At 65.3% G+C, this 16,442-nt stretch carries 16 protein-coding genes; 9 read left to right on the forward strand and 7 right to left on the reverse strand.

The window, feature by feature from the left end:
* Positions 1-42 precede the first annotated feature (42 nt).
* Both LLW23_RS16710 and LLW23_RS16715 read left to right on the forward strand, forming a co-directional pair.
* Positions 43-1,677, forward strand: coding sequence for a CTP synthase (locus LLW23_RS16710; RefSeq protein WP_228946629.1), 1,635 nt, complete (start codon positions 43-45; stop codon positions 1,675-1,677).
* Positions 1,670-2,239 (forward strand): NUDIX hydrolase, encoded by a 570-nt coding sequence (locus LLW23_RS16715; RefSeq protein WP_228946630.1) that lies wholly within the window; start codon positions 1,670-1,672, stop codon positions 2,237-2,239. Before LLW23_RS16710 ends, LLW23_RS16715 begins: the two co-directional genes overlap by 8 nt.
* A gap of 85 nt (positions 2,240-2,324) precedes the next feature.
* Here the strand turns inward: LLW23_RS16715 and LLW23_RS16720 are convergent, their stop codons facing one another.
* Positions 2,325-2,795 carry an Hsp20 family protein gene (locus tag LLW23_RS16720; RefSeq protein WP_228946631.1) on the reverse strand — a complete coding sequence of 157 codons (471 nt, stop codon included), beginning with the start codon at positions 2,793-2,795 and terminating at the stop codon, positions 2,325-2,327.
* 212 nt (positions 2,796-3,007) lie between these two features.
* Between LLW23_RS16720 and LLW23_RS16725 the strand changes: the two genes are divergently transcribed.
* The 7 genes from LLW23_RS16725 (at position 3,008) to LLW23_RS16755 (ending at position 13,491) form a co-directional block, all read left to right on the forward strand.
* Positions 3,008-5,494, forward strand: coding sequence for a TonB-dependent receptor (locus LLW23_RS16725; protein ID WP_228948619.1), 2,487 nt, complete (start codon positions 3,008-3,010; stop codon positions 5,492-5,494).
* A 416-nt stretch (positions 5,495-5,910) separates the two neighbouring features.
* Positions 5,911-7,161, forward strand: a complete 1,251-nt coding sequence (locus LLW23_RS16730; RefSeq protein ID WP_228946632.1) for a lipoprotein-releasing ABC transporter permease subunit — start codon at positions 5,911-5,913, stop codon at positions 7,159-7,161.
* Between the two features lie 153 nt (positions 7,162-7,314).
* Positions 7,315-7,986 carry an ABC transporter ATP-binding protein gene (locus tag LLW23_RS16735; protein ID WP_228946633.1) on the forward strand — a complete coding sequence of 224 codons (672 nt, stop codon included), beginning with the start codon at positions 7,315-7,317 and terminating at the stop codon, positions 7,984-7,986.
* Entirely contained in the window at positions 7,983-8,579 is a 597-nt protein-coding gene (locus LLW23_RS16740; protein ID WP_228946634.1) for a GNAT family N-acetyltransferase, read from the forward strand. Before LLW23_RS16735 ends, LLW23_RS16740 begins: the two co-directional genes overlap by 4 nt.
* The gene (locus tag LLW23_RS16745; protein ID WP_228946635.1) at positions 8,576-9,055 is read left to right on the forward strand and encodes a glutathione peroxidase; all 480 of its coding nucleotides are present in this window, start codon (positions 8,576-8,578) and stop codon (positions 9,053-9,055) included. Before LLW23_RS16740 ends, LLW23_RS16745 begins: the two co-directional genes overlap by 4 nt.
* Positions 9,056-9,125: 70 nt before the next feature.
* Positions 9,126-12,620 carry a DNA polymerase III subunit alpha gene (gene dnaE, locus LLW23_RS16750; RefSeq protein WP_228946636.1) on the forward strand — a complete coding sequence of 1,165 codons (3,495 nt, stop codon included), beginning with the start codon at positions 9,126-9,128 and terminating at the stop codon, positions 12,618-12,620.
* A gap of 43 nt (positions 12,621-12,663) precedes the next feature.
* Positions 12,664-13,491: a transporter gene (locus LLW23_RS16755; protein WP_228946637.1), complete on the forward strand. Its 828-nt coding sequence runs from the start codon at positions 12,664-12,666 to the stop codon at positions 13,489-13,491.
* A gap of 35 nt (positions 13,492-13,526) precedes the next feature.
* Here the strand turns inward: LLW23_RS16755 and LLW23_RS16760 are convergent, their stop codons facing one another.
* The 6 genes from LLW23_RS16760 to LLW23_RS16785 all read right to left on the reverse strand — a co-directional run bounded on the left by LLW23_RS16760 (position 13,527) and on the right by LLW23_RS16785 (position 16,375).
* Entirely contained in the window at positions 13,527-13,838 is a 312-nt protein-coding gene (locus tag LLW23_RS16760) for a DUF1905 domain-containing protein (RefSeq protein ID WP_228946638.1), read from the reverse strand.
* Positions 13,838-14,920, reverse strand: a complete 1,083-nt coding sequence (locus tag LLW23_RS16765) for a PA0069 family radical SAM protein (protein ID WP_228946639.1) — start codon at positions 14,918-14,920, stop codon at positions 13,838-13,840. Before LLW23_RS16765 ends, LLW23_RS16760 begins: the two co-directional genes overlap by 1 nt.
* Positions 14,921-14,953: 33 nt before the next feature.
* Positions 14,954-15,160, reverse strand: a complete 207-nt coding sequence (locus LLW23_RS16770; RefSeq protein WP_228946640.1) for a DUF2842 domain-containing protein — start codon at positions 15,158-15,160, stop codon at positions 14,954-14,956.
* Positions 15,157-15,693 carry a 5-formyltetrahydrofolate cyclo-ligase gene (locus LLW23_RS16775; RefSeq protein WP_228946641.1) on the reverse strand — a complete coding sequence of 179 codons (537 nt, stop codon included), beginning with the start codon at positions 15,691-15,693 and terminating at the stop codon, positions 15,157-15,159. Before LLW23_RS16775 ends, LLW23_RS16770 begins: the two co-directional genes overlap by 4 nt.
* Positions 15,694-15,878: 185 nt before the next feature.
* Positions 15,879-16,181 carry a cell division protein ZapA gene (locus LLW23_RS16780; protein WP_228946642.1) on the reverse strand — a complete coding sequence of 101 codons (303 nt, stop codon included), beginning with the start codon at positions 16,179-16,181 and terminating at the stop codon, positions 15,879-15,881.
* Positions 16,181-16,375, reverse strand: a complete 195-nt coding sequence (locus LLW23_RS16785) for an FtsB/FtsL family cell division protein (protein ID WP_228946643.1) — start codon at positions 16,373-16,375, stop codon at positions 16,181-16,183. Before LLW23_RS16785 ends, LLW23_RS16780 begins: the two co-directional genes overlap by 1 nt.
* Positions 16,376-16,442 lie beyond the last annotated feature (67 nt).

Here is a 16,442-nt window from a genome sequence, read left to right on the forward strand (position 1 = left end):
CGCTTGTCCACCATGCTCGTTCGAGGCTAGTCCGATATTCCCATGGCGCGGTTCATTTTCATCACCGGCGGCGTGGTCTCCTCGCTTGGCAAGGGTCTCATGGCAGCGAGCCTCGCGGCGCTCCTGCAGGCGCGCGGCTATCGCGTCCGGATCCGCAAGTTCGATCCATATCTGAACGTCGATCCGGGCACGATGAGCCCGTATCAACACGGCGAAGTGTACGTCACCGACGATGGCGCCGAGACCGATCTCGATCTGGGCCATTACGAGCGCTTCACCGGCGTCGCGGCGCGGCAGAGCGATAATGTCACGTCGGGGCGGATCTATCAGCAGATCATCCAGCGCGAGCGGCGTGGCGACTATCTCGGCGCGACGGTTCAGGTGATCCCGCACGTCACCGACGCGATCAAGACGTTCGCCAAGGACCAGACCGACGATCTCGATTTCATGCTGTGCGAGATCGGCGGCACCGTCGGCGATATCGAATCGCTGCCGTTCATCGAGGCGATCCGCCAGCTCAAGAACGAGGTCGGCCGCGGCAACGCGATCAGCATCCACGTCACACTGGTGCCGTACATCGCCGCCGCGGGCGAGCTCAAAACCAAGCCGACGCAGCATTCGGTGCGCGAGCTTGCTGCGCTCGGCGTGCAGCCCGACGTGCTCGTCTGCCGCTGCGAACACCCGCTGCCCGCGTCGGATCGCGCCAAGATCGCGTTGTTCTGCAACGTTCCAGAGAGCGCGGTCATCCCGGCGCTCGACGCGAAGAGCATCTATGCCGTGCCGCTGCAATATCACGGCGAGGGGCTTGATACCGAAGTGCTGCGCGCGTTCGGCATCACGCCGTCGTCGCCGCCCGATCTGACCCGCTGGGTCGAGATCGTCGATCGGCTGACCAACCCCGAGGGCGAAGTGACCGTTGGCGTCGTCGGCAAATATGTCGGGCTGCAGGACGCGTACAAGTCGCTCAACGAGGCGCTGGTGCACGGCGGCATCGCCAACAAGGTGAAGGTCAACGTCCGCTGGATCGACGCCGAGCTGTTCGAGGCTGATGACGAACAGATCGCCGCTCATCTCGAGCCGTGCGATGCGATCCTCGTCCCGGGCGCGTTCGGCGAGCGCGGTGCGGAAGGCAAGATCGCCAGTGTGCGTTTCGCCCGCCAGCGCGAGATCCCGTATTTCGGCATCTGTTTCGGCATGCAGATGGCCTGCGTAGAAGGCGCGCGCGACCTTGCGGGGATCAAGGACGCTTCGTCGACCGAGTTCGGTCCGACATCAGAGCCGGTGGTCGGTTTGATCACCGAATGGATGGGTCGCGACGGGCTGGAGAAGCGTGAGGCGGAGGGCGACCTGGGCGGCACGATGCGGCTCGGTGCCTATGAGGCGAAGCTCGACGGCAACAGTGTCGTCGGATCGATCTATGGCGACACCACGATCTTCGAGCGGCATCGTCACCGTTACGAAGTGAACACCGGCTACAAGGAAGCGCTGGAGAAGGGCGGTCTCGTGTTCTCCGGCATGTCGCCCGACGGCACCTTGCCCGAGATCGTCGAGCGCCCGGATCACCCGTGGTTCGTCGGTGTCCAGTTCCACCCCGAACTGAAGTCGAAGCCGTTCGATCCGCACCCCTTGTTCGCGAGCTTCATCGGCGCCGCCGTGAAGCAGAGCCGGCTTGTCTGACGATCCCGACCTGCCGCCGTGGCGGGTCGAGGCGTCGCGCTACGCGATCGACGATCGCTGGCTGCGCGTGCGCGCGGACGATTGCGTCACGGCGGACGGTGTTCGGATCGCGCCGTTCTTCGTCACCGAGCACCCCGATTGGGTGATCGTCGTCGCAATCGATGCCGCGGATCGCATGCTGCTGGTCGATCAATATCGCCACGGCTGGGGCATCGTTTCGCGCGAGCTCCCGACCGGCGCGATCGACCCTGATGACGCGGACATACTCTCTGCAGCGAAACGTGAACTACTGGAGGAGACCGGATATGGCGGCGGCGATTGGAGCCTGATCGCCACGCTGGCACCGAACCCCGCCAACCAGTCGAACCGCTGCCACGCGATCCTAGCGACGGGTGTCGAAAAGCTCGCCGACCCGCATGACGAGCCGACCGAACGGCTCCGGCTTGTCCTGTTGCCGATCCCCGAAGCGATCACGCTCGCCCGCAGCGGCGGCATCGTTCAGGCGATGCACGTAGCAACGCTGGCGTTGGCGCTTGGGGATCGATGGAGCGGAAAAGACTAAGGCGCCCGAGCCATGCGGCCCGGACGCCCCACGGCGCCTCGAAAAGGGAGCAAAGAGGCGCCGAACGCTCGTAAGTGGCGGGTTGTTATGCGGCTTGCGCCGTATCCTCGCCGCTCTTGTCCTCGACCACCGTCGGCCGCTGCCCGGTCTTGATCGAGATGTTCTTGGGCTTCATCGCCTCGGGCACTTCACGCACCAGATCGACGATCAGCAGCCCGTCGTTCAGCCGTGCGTCCTCGACGAAGACGAAGTCAGCGAGCTCGAAGCGACGCTCGAAGCTGCGCGTGGCGATGCCGACATGTAGGAAATTCGGGCCGGTCGCCTTGTCGTCCTTCTTGCCGGCGACGAGCAGCAGATTCTGCTGTGCCGTGATCTCAATCTCGTCGCGGGCGAAACCGGCCACCGCGAGCGTGATGCGATAGCGATCCTCGGCGAGACGCTCGAGATTGAAGGGCGGGTAATTTTCGGTCGCCGAGCGCGCATTCGCTTCGATCAGGTCGAACAGACGATCAAAACCGATGGTCGAGCGGCGATAGGGGGTAAGATCCAGACGCATTTTCAAGTCCTCCTATGAGCGAGTTGAACCAGCGACGCGCGAATCGCCACGCCACTGTTCGTGCGGCCCGAGAGCGGCGCCGCACGAACAAAATCTGGGGCGGTCAACACAGTTTTCAAGAGGTCGTCGAGAACATCCCCTAATTGCGTCGGGTATTGCAATTCCTACTTTGTTGATCGACGATTGACCCAAGGATTTTTGGGGGAATTATGATGTCGATGACGCTCGCTTTGCTTCTCGCCACGCAGGCTGCGGCACCGGCGCAGTCCGCCGACGAGCCACCAACGGCGCCGTCAGAAACGCTAGCCGAGCCGCCGGAAGATGCCGGCCGCCTCGGTACCGCGCAGCAGGGCGGCGGGGATATTGTCGTTACCGCGCGCCGCCGCGCCGAAACGGTTCAAAGCGTGCCAATCGCGATGTCGGTGATCGGTGGCACGGCGCTGGCGGAAACCGGCGCGTACAACGTCAGCCGGCTGACCCAGCTTCAGCCGACGCTGCAATTCTATTCGACCAACCCGCGCAACTCCGCCGCGAACATTCGCGGCCTCGGCGCACCGTTCGGCCTCACCAACGACGGCATCGAGCAGGGCGTCGGCATCTATGTCGACCAGGTCTATTACAGCCGCATCGCCTCGGCGACGTTCGACTTCACCGATACCGAACGGATCGAGATCCTGCGCGGCCCGCAGGGCACGCTCTACGGCAAGAACACCACCGCCGGCGCGATCAACATCAGCACGCGCAAGCCCAGCTTCGATACGGAAGCGCGGGCCGAGCTGACCGGCGGCAACTACGATTTCTTCCAGGGTAAGTTCTCGCTCTCTGGTGGGCTGGTGGATGACGTGGTCGCCGCGCGCGTATCGGGCTCGATCACCACGCGGCGCGGAACGATCTGGAACACGCGTCAGCAGGAATGGCAAAACAGTCAGGACAATATCGGTCTGCGCGGGCAGATGCTGTTCCAGGCGTCGCCCAACCTCGATGTGACGCTTTACGCCGATTACGCGCGGCAGGATCCGAACTGCTGCGTGCAATATTACGTCCGCACCGGCGCGACTCAGCGCGCGACCAACCGCCAATATGCCGCGCTCGCCGCTGCGTTCGGCTACACGGTGCCATCTACCAACGCTTTCGACCGCGTGACCGATGTCGATTCGGATCTTCAGGCGCTGCAGGAACTCGGCGGCGCGTCGGCGCTCGCCAACTGGAATCTTGGGGCGGGTACGCTCACGTCGGTTACCGCCTGGCGCTTCTGGCACTGGACGCCATCGAACGACCGCGACTTCATTGGTCTTCCGATCACCACAGTCTCTGCCAATCCATCGCAGCAGAGCCAGTTCAGTCAGGAACTACGCTTCGCGTCCGACACCAAGGGGCCAATCGATTACACGTTGGGTGCGTTTTACTTCTATCAGACGATCGATACGCAAGGGCTGCAGATGCAAGGCCCAGCCGCGAGCCGCTTCCTGCTCAATCCCGGTAACTCGCCGTTCGGCGCCAATGGCTGCGCAACTGCGACCACTGCGGCTTGCAGCCCGGCGGTGCTCAACGGGCTTACGTCGCGCAATACGATCGGTTTCAAGAATACGTCCGCTGCGCTGTTCGGAAAGCTGACGTGGCGAGCGGCCGAGAACCTCGAAATCGCGCCCGGCCTTCGCGTCAACTACGACAAGAAGGAAGGCGATTATGTCGCCACCGTTACGACCGGGGCCGGCAGCATGACGCTTAACAACGACCAGCGCGGCGTGCTTGCCCCGCAAAGCTATCAGCCGCAGTTTGACAATTGGAACGTCTCGGGCGACATCACTGTGTCGTACGATTTTACCCCCGACGTGCATTATTACGCGACCTATGCGCGCAGCTACAAATCTGGCGGCATCAACCTTTCCGGCCTGCCGCTCGACGCCGCGAACAACCCGATCCTGCAGGTCCAGACGATCGACCCCGAAACGGTCAACCACTTCGAGCTCGGCCTGAAGACGCAATTCTGGGATCGCAAGGCGACCGTCAACATCGCCGCCTTCTGGACCGAGATCGACGATTACCAGGCGACGGTGAACAACCAACAGGTCGGCGTGCTGCGCGGTTATCTAGCCAACGCTGGCAAGGTCCGCACCCGCGGCGTCGAGGTCGACAGCGCGTTCCGCCCCACGTCGGGCCTGAACATCTACGTCAACGGCGCGTACACCGACGCCAAATACGTCCGCTTCACCGACGCGCCATGCCCACCCGAATTGGCAGGCGGCACGACGGTGACCGGCACGCAACGGCCGAGCCCGGCCGGGACGAACGGTCCGAACCGGACCGCAGGGCTAAGCCCCGAATCGTGCGACATCTCGGGCCAGGTGCTGCCCGGCGTGTCGAAATGGGCGTTCAGTTATGGCGCCGAATACGGCATTCCGACGGTGATCGCCGGGCGGGAAGGGCAGGTCTACATCGGCTATGACGGCAGCTACCGCTCGCGCTTCTCGGCCAATCCGTCGCCATCGGCGTACACGAATGTCAGCGGCTACTCGCTTTCGAACTTCCGCGCCGGCTTCAAGACCGACGAAGGCATCAACGTCTTCGCCTGGCTGCGTAACGCGTTCGACGAGAATTACTACGAAGTGCTTGCCACGCAGTCCGGATCGACTGGCCTGATCGTCGGGCAGCCGGGCGACCCGCGGACGTACGGCGTGACGCTGTCGACGAGCTTCTGACGCGAAGGGCCGTGCAGTAGCAACGCAGCGCTGGCAGCAAAGCCGCCGTCGGGCGGGTTCGGCATCGGCCGACCCGCCGGCCGGTTTGGCCACTGCGCCTTGCGCACCCGCGTCGCTGATCGCGCCTTCGGCCAAACGCAAACGCCCGGATCGTTTCCGACCCGAGCGCCTGCGTGACGATCACTCGTCAGCCCCCTTGTTGCCTCTCGTCCACACGCCCGGTGAAGGGCGGGACTGATCGGCTGTTTCCCCGAACCACGGCCGTTGCTGCCTGTGTGCCAGTAAGATCATCTGCTAGGTAGGAAGCGGGCGGTCGTCCACGAAAATGAACCTAAGATAAACGATTGCGCGGGCGCTGTGACGATTCCGCAACAGAGCAATTGCCAGCCCCCCGACCCGCCGGTAGAGCCAGCCGCATGATCCTGTCGCGTTACGAACGAATGATCGCGCGGCGCTATCTTCTCCCCGGCCAGGGCGAGCGCTTCATCGTCCTTGTCGCCGGCTTCAGCCTCGGCGCAGTCATGCTCGGCGTTGCCGCGCTCGTCATCGTGATGAGCGTCATGAATGGCTTTCGCGCCGAGCTGTTCGACAAGATCGTCGGGCTCAACGGCCATGCCGTGGTGCAGGGAATGGGTGGCCGCCTCACCGACTGGCGCGATGTGGTGCGCGAGGCGCGCGCGACCCCCGGCGTCACCAGCGCGGTGCCGCTGGTCGAACAGCCGCTAATGTCGACCTACAACGGCCGCGTCGAAGCCGTCCTCGTCCGCGGCATGCGGGTGCAGGACATCCGCAGCAATTCGGCAATCGGGCGCAATGTCATCACTGGCACCGTCGCAATGTTGACGCCCGGCTCGAACCGCGTCGCGCTCGGCTCGCGGCTCGCGGAATCGCTCGGCGCCACGGTCGGGTCGGAGATCACGCTGATCAATCCGGCGGGCCAGTCCACCCCGTTCGGCACCGTGCCGCGCTACGTCAATTACACCGTCGCCGCGGTGTTCGAGATCGGCGTGTACGATTACGACAAGGCCTATGTGATCATGCCGATGGAGGATGCGCAAACGCTGCTCCTGCTCGGCGATTCGGTCGGAATGATCGAGCTCGACACGGTAGATGCCGATCGCGTCGGAGAGATCCTCGCGCCGCTGGCTGAAAAGGTCGGGCGCGTCGCGGTCATCAGCGATTGGCGGCAGATGAACGCACAATTGTTTGAGGCGCTGGCGGTCGAGCGCGTCGCGATGTTCGTCGTGCTGTGCATCATCATCCTGGTCGCCGCGTTCAACATCGCCTCGTCGCTGATCATGCTGGTCCGCGCCAAAACCCGTGACATCGCGATCCTGCGCACGATGGGCGCGACGCGCGGCGCGATGATGCGCATCTTCATGTCGGTGGGGGTCGCGATCGGGCTGCTCGGCATCCTTGCCGGGCTGCTGCTCGGCGCCGTGTTCCTTTTCTATCGGCAGGCGGTGGTGAACTTCGTCCAGTTCGTCACTGGGCAGAACCTCTGGGATCCCTCGATCCGCTACCTCACCGAACTGCCGTCGCAGCCCGATCCGGTCGAGATCGTGGCGATCGTCCTGATCACCGCGCTGATGACGCTGCTCGCGACGGTTTATCCGGCGTACAAGGCTGCCAGCACCGATCCTGTCCAGGTGTTGCGCTATGAGTAAGCCGATCTCAATCCTCCCCGCAAAGCGGGGAGGGGGACCATTCCGCAGCAATGGTGGAGGGGAATTGCCACGGGCGATGCGCGTGAGGCGTTTCCCCTTCACCACTTGCCTTCAGCAAGCGGTCCCCTTCCCCATCTTCGATGGGGAGGATCGATGACTGCCGTTCTCCAGACCCGCGGACTCTCGCGCAGCTTCACGCAGGGCGACGAGACTATCGAGGTGCTGCGCGGCGTTGACCTGTCGGTCGGCGCGGGTGAGATCGTGGCGCTGCTCGGCCCCTCGGGCTCGGGCAAGTCGACGTTGCTCCAGGCGGTCGGGCTGTTGGAGGGCGGGTTCGATGGCTCGATCCGCATCGCCGGTGAGGAAGCCGCCAAGCTCGACGCGCACGGCCGCACCATCGTGCGCCGCGACAAACTCGGCTTCGTCTATCAGTTCCACCATCTATTGCCCGATTTCAACGCGCTGGAGAACGTTGTTCTCCCGCAGTTGATCCTCGGCACAGTGCGCGAGACGGCCGATGCGCGCGCCGCCACGCTCCTCACCGCACTCGGCCTCGGCCACCGCCTCACGCACCGCCCGAGCCAGCTCTCCGGGGGCGAGCAACAACGCGTTGCGGTCGCCCGCGCGCTCGCCAACCGCCCCGCGCTGGTGCTTGCCGACGAGCCGACGGGCAACCTCGACGAAGGTACCGCCGATCGCGTGCTCGGCGAATTCCTTCGTCTGGTGCGCGAGGAAGGCTCCGCCGCGCTGGTCGCGACGCACAATGAGCGGTTGGCGGCGAAGATGGACCGCGTCGTTCGCCTTCACGAAGGCGTGCTGCAGTGAACCCTTGGCGTGATCCGCCGGTGCTCACCGGCCGGCATGTCACACTCCGCCCGCTCGTTGCCGAGGATCGCGACGCGCTCGCCGCGGCCGCCGAGGGCCTGATCGATCTGTTCCACGCCAATGTCTCTGGGTTGCGCGATCCCGAGGCGTTCATGGCGGCGGTGTTCAAGGAGCGGGATTTCGGCCGCTCGATGCCGTTCGCGGTGGTAACGCCTGACGATCGGATCGTCGGGCTCACGCGCTACATGCGGATGAACGAGGCGCACCGCCGGGTCGAAGCTGGCGGCACCTTCTATTCCTCCTCGGTGCAGCGCACCGGCGTCAACACCGAGGCCAAGCTGCTACTGCTGGGCCACGCCTTTGAGGTGCTCGGCTGCAACGCCGTCCAGATCCGCACCGACTGGTTCAATCGCGCCTCGCAACGCGCGATCGAGCGGCTCGGCGCCAAGCGTGATGGCGTGCTCCGCTCGCACCAGGTGATGGATGGCCGCGTGCGCGATATCGTTGTCTATTCGATCATCGCTTGCGAATGGCCGGGAGTCAGGCAGAACCTCCAGCATCTGCTCGCAAGGCATGAGGGGGAGGGGCGATGACTGCGATCACTCAGTTCGAGGTAAAGGCCGCCGACGGCAGCACCGCGTCGCTTGATGCGCATGCCGGCAAGGTGCTGCTGATCGTCAACACTGCCTCCAAATGCGGCTTCACCCCGCAATATACCGGGCTCGAGGCGCTGCACCGCGGTTATAGCGAGCGCGGCTTCGAAGTGCTTGGTTTCCCGTGCAACCAGTTCGGCGCGCAGGAGCCCGGCGATGCGGCCGAGATCGCGAACTTCTGTTCGCTGACCTATGATGTCACCTTCCCCGTCTTCGCCAAGATCGACGTCAACGGCCCGACCGCCGATCCGCTGTTCGAACGCCTGAAGAGCGAAGCGCCGGGCTTGCTCGGCTCGAAGGCGATCAAGTGGAATTTCACCAAATTCCTCATCGATCGCGAGGGCAATGTCGTCGCGCGCTACGCTCCGACGACGAAGCCCGAGGAAATTCGCAAGGACATCGAGAAGCTTCTCTAGCCGCATTTCGTCCACAACGATCCGCCGCACGCCGCTGGCGGAATCGGCGCCGAGTCCCTAGCGTGGGGTGATGCCGCATTCCGGGTTCGTTCCACTTCGTATCTTCTCGTCCTACACGATGCTCGACGGGGCGATCGAGCCCAAGGCGATCGCCAAGCGTGCGTGGCAGCTAGGGTTTCCCGCCGCCGCGCTGACCGATCGCAACGGCCTCTATGCGGCGATGGCCTTTTCGGACGCGGCACAGGATGCCGGTGTGCAACCGATCATCGGGACGATGCTGGGCGTTGCCCGACCTGACATGCCCGATGGTGTCGCGCCGATCGTCGACTGGCTCGCGCTCTACGCGCAGGACGCGCGCGGCTACGATAATCTGTGTGAGCTGGTCAGCCGCGCGCACCTTGATCGCCCGATCGACCTGCCGCCGCACGTCTGTTTCACTTCGCTCGCCGAATGCACAGCAGGGCTGATCGCGCTGACCGCCGGCGGGGAGGGCGCGCTCGCCCGGCTATACGCCGAGGATCAGCCCGCCCGCGCCGCCGCATATGTCGATCGCCTGGCGGCGCTATTCCCCGACCGACTCTACGTCGAGATCGCCCGACGCGGCGACGACGTCGAAGAGCGTGCCGAAGCGGCATTGCTCGATGTCGCCTACGATCGCGGCCTGCCGATCGTCGCGACCAACCCTTGCTGCTTTGCCGAAGCTACCTTCGGCGCCGCGCACGACGCGCTGCTGTGCATCGCCAATTCCACCTACGTCGAAAGCGATGATCGCCCGCGCAGTTCGCCCGACGCGTGGATGAAGCCCGCCGATGCGATGCGCGCCTTGTTCGACGATCTGCCCGAAGCGATCGCTAATACGCTTGTCGTCGCGCAGCGGTGCGCCATCGCCGCGCCGAAACGTGCCCCGATTCTCCCCAGCCTCGCAGGCGACCGCGAGGGCGAGGCCGCGATGCTCCGCACCGAAGCGCATGCCGGCCTCGAAGCACGGTTGAAGCGGATCGAGGAGCTCGCGAGCGAGCCGCAAGCCGATGGCTGGCAGGACGCTTACCGCACTCGCCTCGACTTCGAACTCGATGTCATCATCCAGATGGGGTTCCCGGGCTATTTCCTGATCGTCGCGGACTTCATCAAATGGGCGAAGTCGCACGACATCCCGGTCGGGCCGGGCCGCGGCTCGGGTGCGGGCTCCGTAGTCGCCTGGTCGCTGACGATCACCGATCTCGATCCGCTCCAGCTCGGTCTGCTGTTCGAACGCTTCCTCAATCCGGAACGCGTGTCGATGCCCGATTTCGACATCGATTTCTGCGAAACGCGCCGCGGCGAAGTGATCCGCTACGTCCAGGAGAAATACGGCCGCGATCAGGTCGCGCAGATCATCACCTTCGGTAAGCTGAAGGCGCGCGCGGTGCTCAAGGACACCGGGCGTGTGATGCAGATGAGCTATGGCCAGATCGATCGACTCGCCAAGCTGGTGCCCAACCACCCGACCGATCCGTGGACGCTGAAACGCGCGATCGACGGTGTCGCCGAACTGCACCGCGAATACGCCAACGACAATCAGGTCCGTCACCTGCTCGATCTCGCGATGCAGCTCGAAGGACTGCCGCGCCACGCGTCGACGCACGCCGCCGGCGTGGTGATCGGCGATCGCCCGCTGTCGCAGCTCGTCCCGCTCTACCGCGACCCGCGCTCGGACATGCCGGTCACGCAGTTCGACATGAAATATGTCGAGGGCGCCGGCCTCGTGAAGTTCGACTTTCTCGGCCTCAAGACGCTGTCGGTTCTCAAGCGCGCGCTGCAACTGCTTGATAAACGCGGCATCCATGTCGATCTCGACGCGCTGACATGGGACGACGAGGCGGTCTACGCCTTGCTGCAGAAGGGCGACACGGTCGGCGTGTTCCAGCTCGAATCCGAAGGAATGCGCCGCACGCTCTCGGCCGTCCGCCCGTCGAACTTCGGCGATATTATCGCGCTCGTCTCGCTCTACCGCCCTGGCCCGATGGACAATATCCCGTCATTCGGCCGCCGCAAGCAGGGCACCGAGGCGATCGACTATCCGCATCCGCTGCTCGAACCGATCCTCGCCGAAACCTACGGGATCTTCGTCTACCAGGAGCAGGTCATGCAGGCGGCGCAGGTGCTCGCCGGCTATTCGCTCGGCGGCGCCGATCTGCTGCGCCGCGCAATGGGCAAGAAGATCAAGGCCGAGATGGATGCGCAGCGCGCGACCTTCGTCGAGGGCTGCGCCGCGCACAACCAGATCCCCGCCGCGCGCGCCAATGCATTGTTCGATTTGATCGACAAGTTCGCCGGCTACGGCTTCAACAAGAGCCACGCCGCCGCCTATGCCCTGCTCGCCTACCAGACCGCCTGGCTGAAGGCGCACCAACCGGAGGAGTTCTTCGCCGCCTCGATGGCGTACGACATCCATCAGACCGACAAGCTCGCGATCTTCTGCGACGACATGCGAAGAATGCAGGTCAAGTGCTTGCCACCAGACATCAACCATAGCCGCGCCGACTTCGATGTCGAGATCACCGATGATGGTCCGGCGGTGCGCTATGCGCTCGCCGCGCTCAAGTCGGTGGGCGAGGGGGCGATGGAGAAGGTCGTCGCCGAGCGCGACGAAGGTGGCGTATTCGAGCGGCTCGACGATCTCGCGCGGCGCGTCGATCCGCGGCTGTTCAACAAGCGCCAGCTCGAAACGCTCGCCGCCGCAGGCGCCTTCGATGCGATCGAGCCGAACCGCGCCGGGGTTTACGCGGTGGCCGAAACGATGCTCGCGGTCGCCGCGCGGCAGCACGACGCGCGCACCAGCGGGCAGGGCGGTCTCTTCGGCGATGCCGAGCCCGCCGGCGACGCGATCAAGCTTCCCGCCTCCGCGCGCTGGGGCATGGCCGAGCGGATGGAGCAGGAGAAGGAAGCGTTCGGCTTCTACTTTTCCGCGCATCCGGTCGATCGCCACGCGCATCTCGCTCGCGCCCACGGTGCGCGGCAATATGCCGCCCTAGGCGAGCTATCGATCCCCGACGATGGCACGCGCGCCGGCGCCACGATGGCAGTACTCGTCGAGGAAGCGCGCTGGCGTACCTCGGCGCGCGGCAAGCGCTACCTGATGGCGACGCTGAGCGACCAGAGCGGCCAGTTCATCGCGACCTGCTTCGACGATGCGGTAGCCGCCGACCTCGAGGAAGCCGCGCGCGCCGGCGGCTGCGGCCTCGCCACGGTGGAACTCGATCGCCGCCCCGGGGAGGAAACCCCGCGCGTCACCGTCAAGCGCATGCAGCCGTTCGAGGCGTTGGCCTCGCTCGCGCGCTTCGTGGTCGAGATCGCCGTCGCCGAACCCGCCGCGCTGCCCGCCCTTGCACGCCTGCTCGAGCACCACCGCGGCGCGCGCGGTGAGGTGCTCGTCCGAGCGACCGTGCCGGGTGGCGAAGCGCTGCTGTTGCTCGGTCGCGATTTCCTGCTTGATGGCGAACTGGTGGATCGCATCGAGGATTTGCCCGGGGTTCGCGAGGTGACGCTACGGCAATCGGAAACGCGGCTAGCGTTGGTCGGCTGATCGTGCGAGCGGGCGCTCGCAGGTTGAAGAGGGCGGACGGACGATGATCATCTTGCTCGCCCTCTCCGCCGCCGCCGCCGAACCTGCGCCCCAGTCGGAAGCGCCTCCGCCCGAGCGCTATACGCTGTTCGATCCCGTCCCGCGCGATCGGTTGCGCGGTTTCAATACCGATCGTCCTGACACCACCGAGAGCCCTTACACCCTCAATGCCGGGCACTTGCAGATCGAGCTGAGCGCCGCCGAATACACGCTCGGCCGCGATCGCAGCCGGACGCTCGACGTGCTGCCGGTGAACCTGAAGCTCGGCCTGCTCGACAACGTCGATCTGCAGCTGCTCTTCACCCCGTATCAGCGCGTCGTCGGCGACGATGGCGTCGACCAGGGGTTCGGCGACGACACGCTCGTCCGCCTCAAGATCAACCTGCAGGGCAACGATGGGGAAGGCGTCGCACTCGGCGTCATGCCGTTCATAAAGCTGCCGACCGGCACTAGCGGGCTCTCCAACGGTCACGTCGAAGCGGGGTTGATCCTGCCGATGGCGATCGACCTGTTCGGCGACTGGTCGCTCGGCGCGATGCTCGAAGCGGATCTCGTCTACCGCGACGAGGCGCAAGCCTACGGCCTCGATCTGGTTCACAGCGTCACGCTCGGCCATCTGGTCGCGGGGCCAGTGAGCGCGTACGTCGAATACGTCGGCATCCTGCCGCGCGGCGCCGCATCCGGCATCGAGCGCCGCTATCAGGCGATCGCGTCGGCCGGGCTGACGCTCGCAGTGGGCGAGAATTTGCTGCTCGATGCCGGCACACGGATCGGGTTCAGCGGCAATTCGGATCGATCCACGATCTTCCTGGGCGCCTCGACGCGATTTTGACCGACAGGCCATTCCCTCAGGAAGCGGACTAGAGACTAAGTCGCGTCGACCCGCATCACCACCACCGCCACATCGCCAAGCACCAACCCCGCAGCCCGCCGCACCTTGTCCTTTAGCGGCAGCAGATACCCGCCCGCGCGCGGGAGCAGCGATGTCGTGAACCGCGTCGCGCCAATCGTCGCGGTCACCGGCACTACGCCCCAGCCGTAGCTCGCCGCCCGCGCCGCCGCGCGCACCGCTTCCGCATGATCGTCGGGCAGCGCGACGAAGAAGAACGGCGCCGGCCCGCGCCATTCGATCACTGGCCCTGCGAACACTATCTCGAGCAGCGGCGGCGCATCGCTCATCAGAACAGCTCCCCCTGCGGCCCCCGCGGCGGCCGAAACAGGTCGCAGCGCAACTGCATCTTTTCGCGGTTCTGATCGATCCCGTGCTTGCGCCGCGCAATCAGGAAGCGCGTGCGCAACAGCTCCGCCCATGGCCCTTCCCCACGCATCCGCGAGAAGAAACCGGGATCATTGTCCTTGCCCCCGCGCAGCGACTGGATCGTCGCCATCACCTTGCCTGCACGCTCGGGAAAATGCTCGTCGAGCCACGCGCGGAACAGCGGCGCCACTTCCCACGGCAGCCGTACCGGGATGAACGACACGCCGCGCGCGCCTGCTGCCGCTGCCCGCTCGACGATCGCCTCCACCTCGTTGTCGGTGATCGCGGGGATCACCGGCGCCATGTTGACGTAGACGGGGACGCCCGCATCGGCGAACCGCCGCACCGCCGCCAGCCGCTTCTCGGGATGCGGCGCGCGCGGCTCGATCGTCATCGCTATCTTCGGGTCGAGCGATGTGATCGAGATCGCGACCCCCACCAGGCCCTTTGCCGCCATCGGCGCGATCAGGTCGAGATCACGCACCACGCGGTCGGATTTTGTCGTGATCACAAGTGGATGATCGCACGCCGCCAGCACCTCGATCACGCCCCGCGTTATGCGCCATTTGCCCTCGATCGGCTGGTAAGGATCGGTGTTGGTGCCCAGCGCCATTGGCGCGCAGCGATAGCTGGGCTTCGCCAACTCACCCCGCAGCAAGTCAGCCGCATCAGGCTTGGCGAACAGCTTGGTCTCGAAGTCGAGCCCCGGCGAAAGATCATGGAACGCATGGCTCGGCCGCGCGAAGCAGTAGATGCAGCCATGCTCGCACCCGCGATACGGGTTGATCGAGCGATCGAACGGCACGTCGGGCGAGGTGTTGCGGCTGATGATCGTCTTGGGCCGCTCGATCGTCACCGTCGTGCGTACCGGCGCCGGACGCCCGTCTATCTCGTCACGCATGTCGAGCCAGTCGCCATCCGCCTCGGTCTGCGGCAAGCCGAAGCGCTTGCTCTCGCCGTTCAGCGTCACACCGCGCACGACTCGCTTGCTCACCTGCGCCATCAACGAGAACGTATCAGGAACACGGCGCGGCGGTCAACGCCAGCGGGCGGTCTCCATCCAGCGCAGGAGCGGCTTCAGCGGCGTGATCCAGATGATCCCGGTGACCAGATAGAACATCAGTTGAGCCGCCCAGTGCCAGCCACTGATGACCTCGGAAAAGCTGATAATGACCACGCACCACACCGCAATCAGCAACAGGATCGCCAGCATGCCGACCGGCTTGCGCCACGATGGGTTCATGATGTGATCCATTCCTGTTCGGTGATGATGGCGTGCAGCGGCACGTCCCACGGGTCGGCCGGCACGTGCGCCACCTCCTGTACCGAAAACGCGACCCCGATGCGATGTGCGTTGGGCAAGCGTGCAAAGGCGCGATCGTAATACCCCGCACCCTGGCCGATGCGGCCAAGTACGCGATCGAACGCCACCAGCGGCGTCAGGACGAGATCGGGCATGACCTCGGCGGAGTCGTCCGGCGGCTGATGCAACCCCAGCGGCCCGATCACCAGCGCCGTCTCTCGCTGCCACGCAAGGAACCGCAGCGGCGTCGCGCGATCGACCACATGTGGCAGCGCGATCGTGCAGCCCGCCGCCTCGGCCGCAGCCATGAGCGGCGCCGGATCGGCCTCGCTGCCGAGCGGAACATAGCTTGCGACGATCATCCCAGGCGACATCAGCGCGCGCAATGGGTCCGGCACCTCGAGCGTCGGGAGAGATGCACCCAGCGCGTCGCGTGCCGCGCGGGCGGCAGCGCGAAGGGTGCGCTTGTCCATCTTATCGAAGGGGGAGGGTGACGGGCCCGCCATGGCCGTTTGCCGAGATATCCTCTGACGCGCGGTACGTCAGGTGGGGACCATGTACGTCAGGCCAGGGCCTGGGCAGGGACAGTCCCCTAGGATGAAGAATAGCCTCAGGGATATTTGTAGGCTCGCACCGGGCAGTTCCCGTCGCGACTAATCTAGTCATTCGCGCGCTCGCGCTCAAGGGCCGATGCAAGCTTCTCGAGGCGCTCGGCGACGCTTTCCAGGGCCGCATCGCCGCCCGACGCGCTCGCCTGTTCCTGCGCATCGACCAGCTCGTCCGCGAGCATGAGCGCGATTAGCAGCAGCACGCGTGCCGTGCCCGCGTCGCCGGCGGCGCGTTCGGCCTGTGCCCACCGCGCATCCAGCATCGCGCCCAGCGCCGTGACCTGCGCTTCCTCGCCGTCGCGGCAGTTCACCGGCCAGCGACTACCGCCGATTTCGAGCATTACGCGCGCCATCAGTTCGGCTCCTGCGCGATGTCGGGATCCTGCGAGATGATCGCATCGATCGACGCGATGGCATCGGTCACTTCGCTGCGCAGCGCGTCATGCCGCTGGCGCAGGCCGGTATTCTCCCGTTCGCGGCGTTCGATCGCCGCCTCGATGCGCCTGATCGCGGCGTCTATCCGCGTCACAGCGTCACTATTCGTCATGCGTCCGAATTAGGACCGCTCCGGGACATCGGCAAGTCCCACCTGTCCCACGCGGTTGACGCGCGGC

Source organism: Sphingomonas radiodurans (assembly GCF_020866845.1).
Lineage (GTDB): Bacteria > Pseudomonadota > Alphaproteobacteria > Sphingomonadales > Sphingomonadaceae > Sphingomonas > Sphingomonas radiodurans.

What these genes read in the sequence shown, in the direction of transcription:
- LLW23_RS16725 (WP_228948619.1), top strand. Translation starts at nt 3,008, where the DNA reads ATGTCGATGACGCTCGCTTTGCTTCTCGCCACGCAGGCTGCGGCACCG.
- LLW23_RS16760 (WP_228946638.1), bottom strand. Translation starts at nt 13,838, where the DNA reads ATGAGCGATGCGCCGCCGCTGCTCGAGATAGTGTTCGCAGGGCCAGTG.
- LLW23_RS16785 (WP_228946643.1), bottom strand. Translation starts at nt 16,375, where the DNA reads ATGACGAATAGTGACGCTGTGACGCGGATAGACGCCGCGATCAGGCGC.
- LLW23_RS16775 (WP_228946641.1), bottom strand. Translation starts at nt 15,693, where the DNA reads ATGGACAAGCGCACCCTTCGCGCTGCCGCCCGCGCGGCACGCGACGCG.
- LLW23_RS16720 (WP_228946631.1), bottom strand. Translation starts at nt 2,795, where the DNA reads ATGCGTCTGGATCTTACCCCCTATCGCCGCTCGACCATCGGTTTTGAT.
- dnaE (WP_228946636.1), top strand. Translation starts at nt 9,126, where the DNA reads ATGCCGCATTCCGGGTTCGTTCCACTTCGTATCTTCTCGTCCTACACG.
- LLW23_RS16765 (WP_228946639.1), bottom strand. Translation starts at nt 14,920, where the DNA reads ATGGCGCAGGTGAGCAAGCGAGTCGTGCGCGGTGTGACGCTGAACGGC.
- LLW23_RS16735 (WP_228946633.1), top strand. Translation starts at nt 7,315, where the DNA reads ATGACTGCCGTTCTCCAGACCCGCGGACTCTCGCGCAGCTTCACGCAG.
- LLW23_RS16770 (WP_228946640.1), bottom strand. Translation starts at nt 15,160, where the DNA reads ATGAACCCATCGTGGCGCAAGCCGGTCGGCATGCTGGCGATCCTGTTG.
- LLW23_RS16755 (WP_228946637.1), top strand. Translation starts at nt 12,664, where the DNA reads ATGATCATCTTGCTCGCCCTCTCCGCCGCCGCCGCCGAACCTGCGCCC.
- LLW23_RS16730 (WP_228946632.1), top strand. Translation starts at nt 5,911, where the DNA reads ATGATCCTGTCGCGTTACGAACGAATGATCGCGCGGCGCTATCTTCTC.
- LLW23_RS16745 (WP_228946635.1), top strand. Translation starts at nt 8,576, where the DNA reads ATGACTGCGATCACTCAGTTCGAGGTAAAGGCCGCCGACGGCAGCACC.
- LLW23_RS16780 (WP_228946642.1), bottom strand. Translation starts at nt 16,181, where the DNA reads ATGGCGCGCGTAATGCTCGAAATCGGCGGTAGTCGCTGGCCGGTGAAC.
- LLW23_RS16710 (WP_228946629.1), top strand. Translation starts at nt 43, where the DNA reads ATGGCGCGGTTCATTTTCATCACCGGCGGCGTGGTCTCCTCGCTTGGC.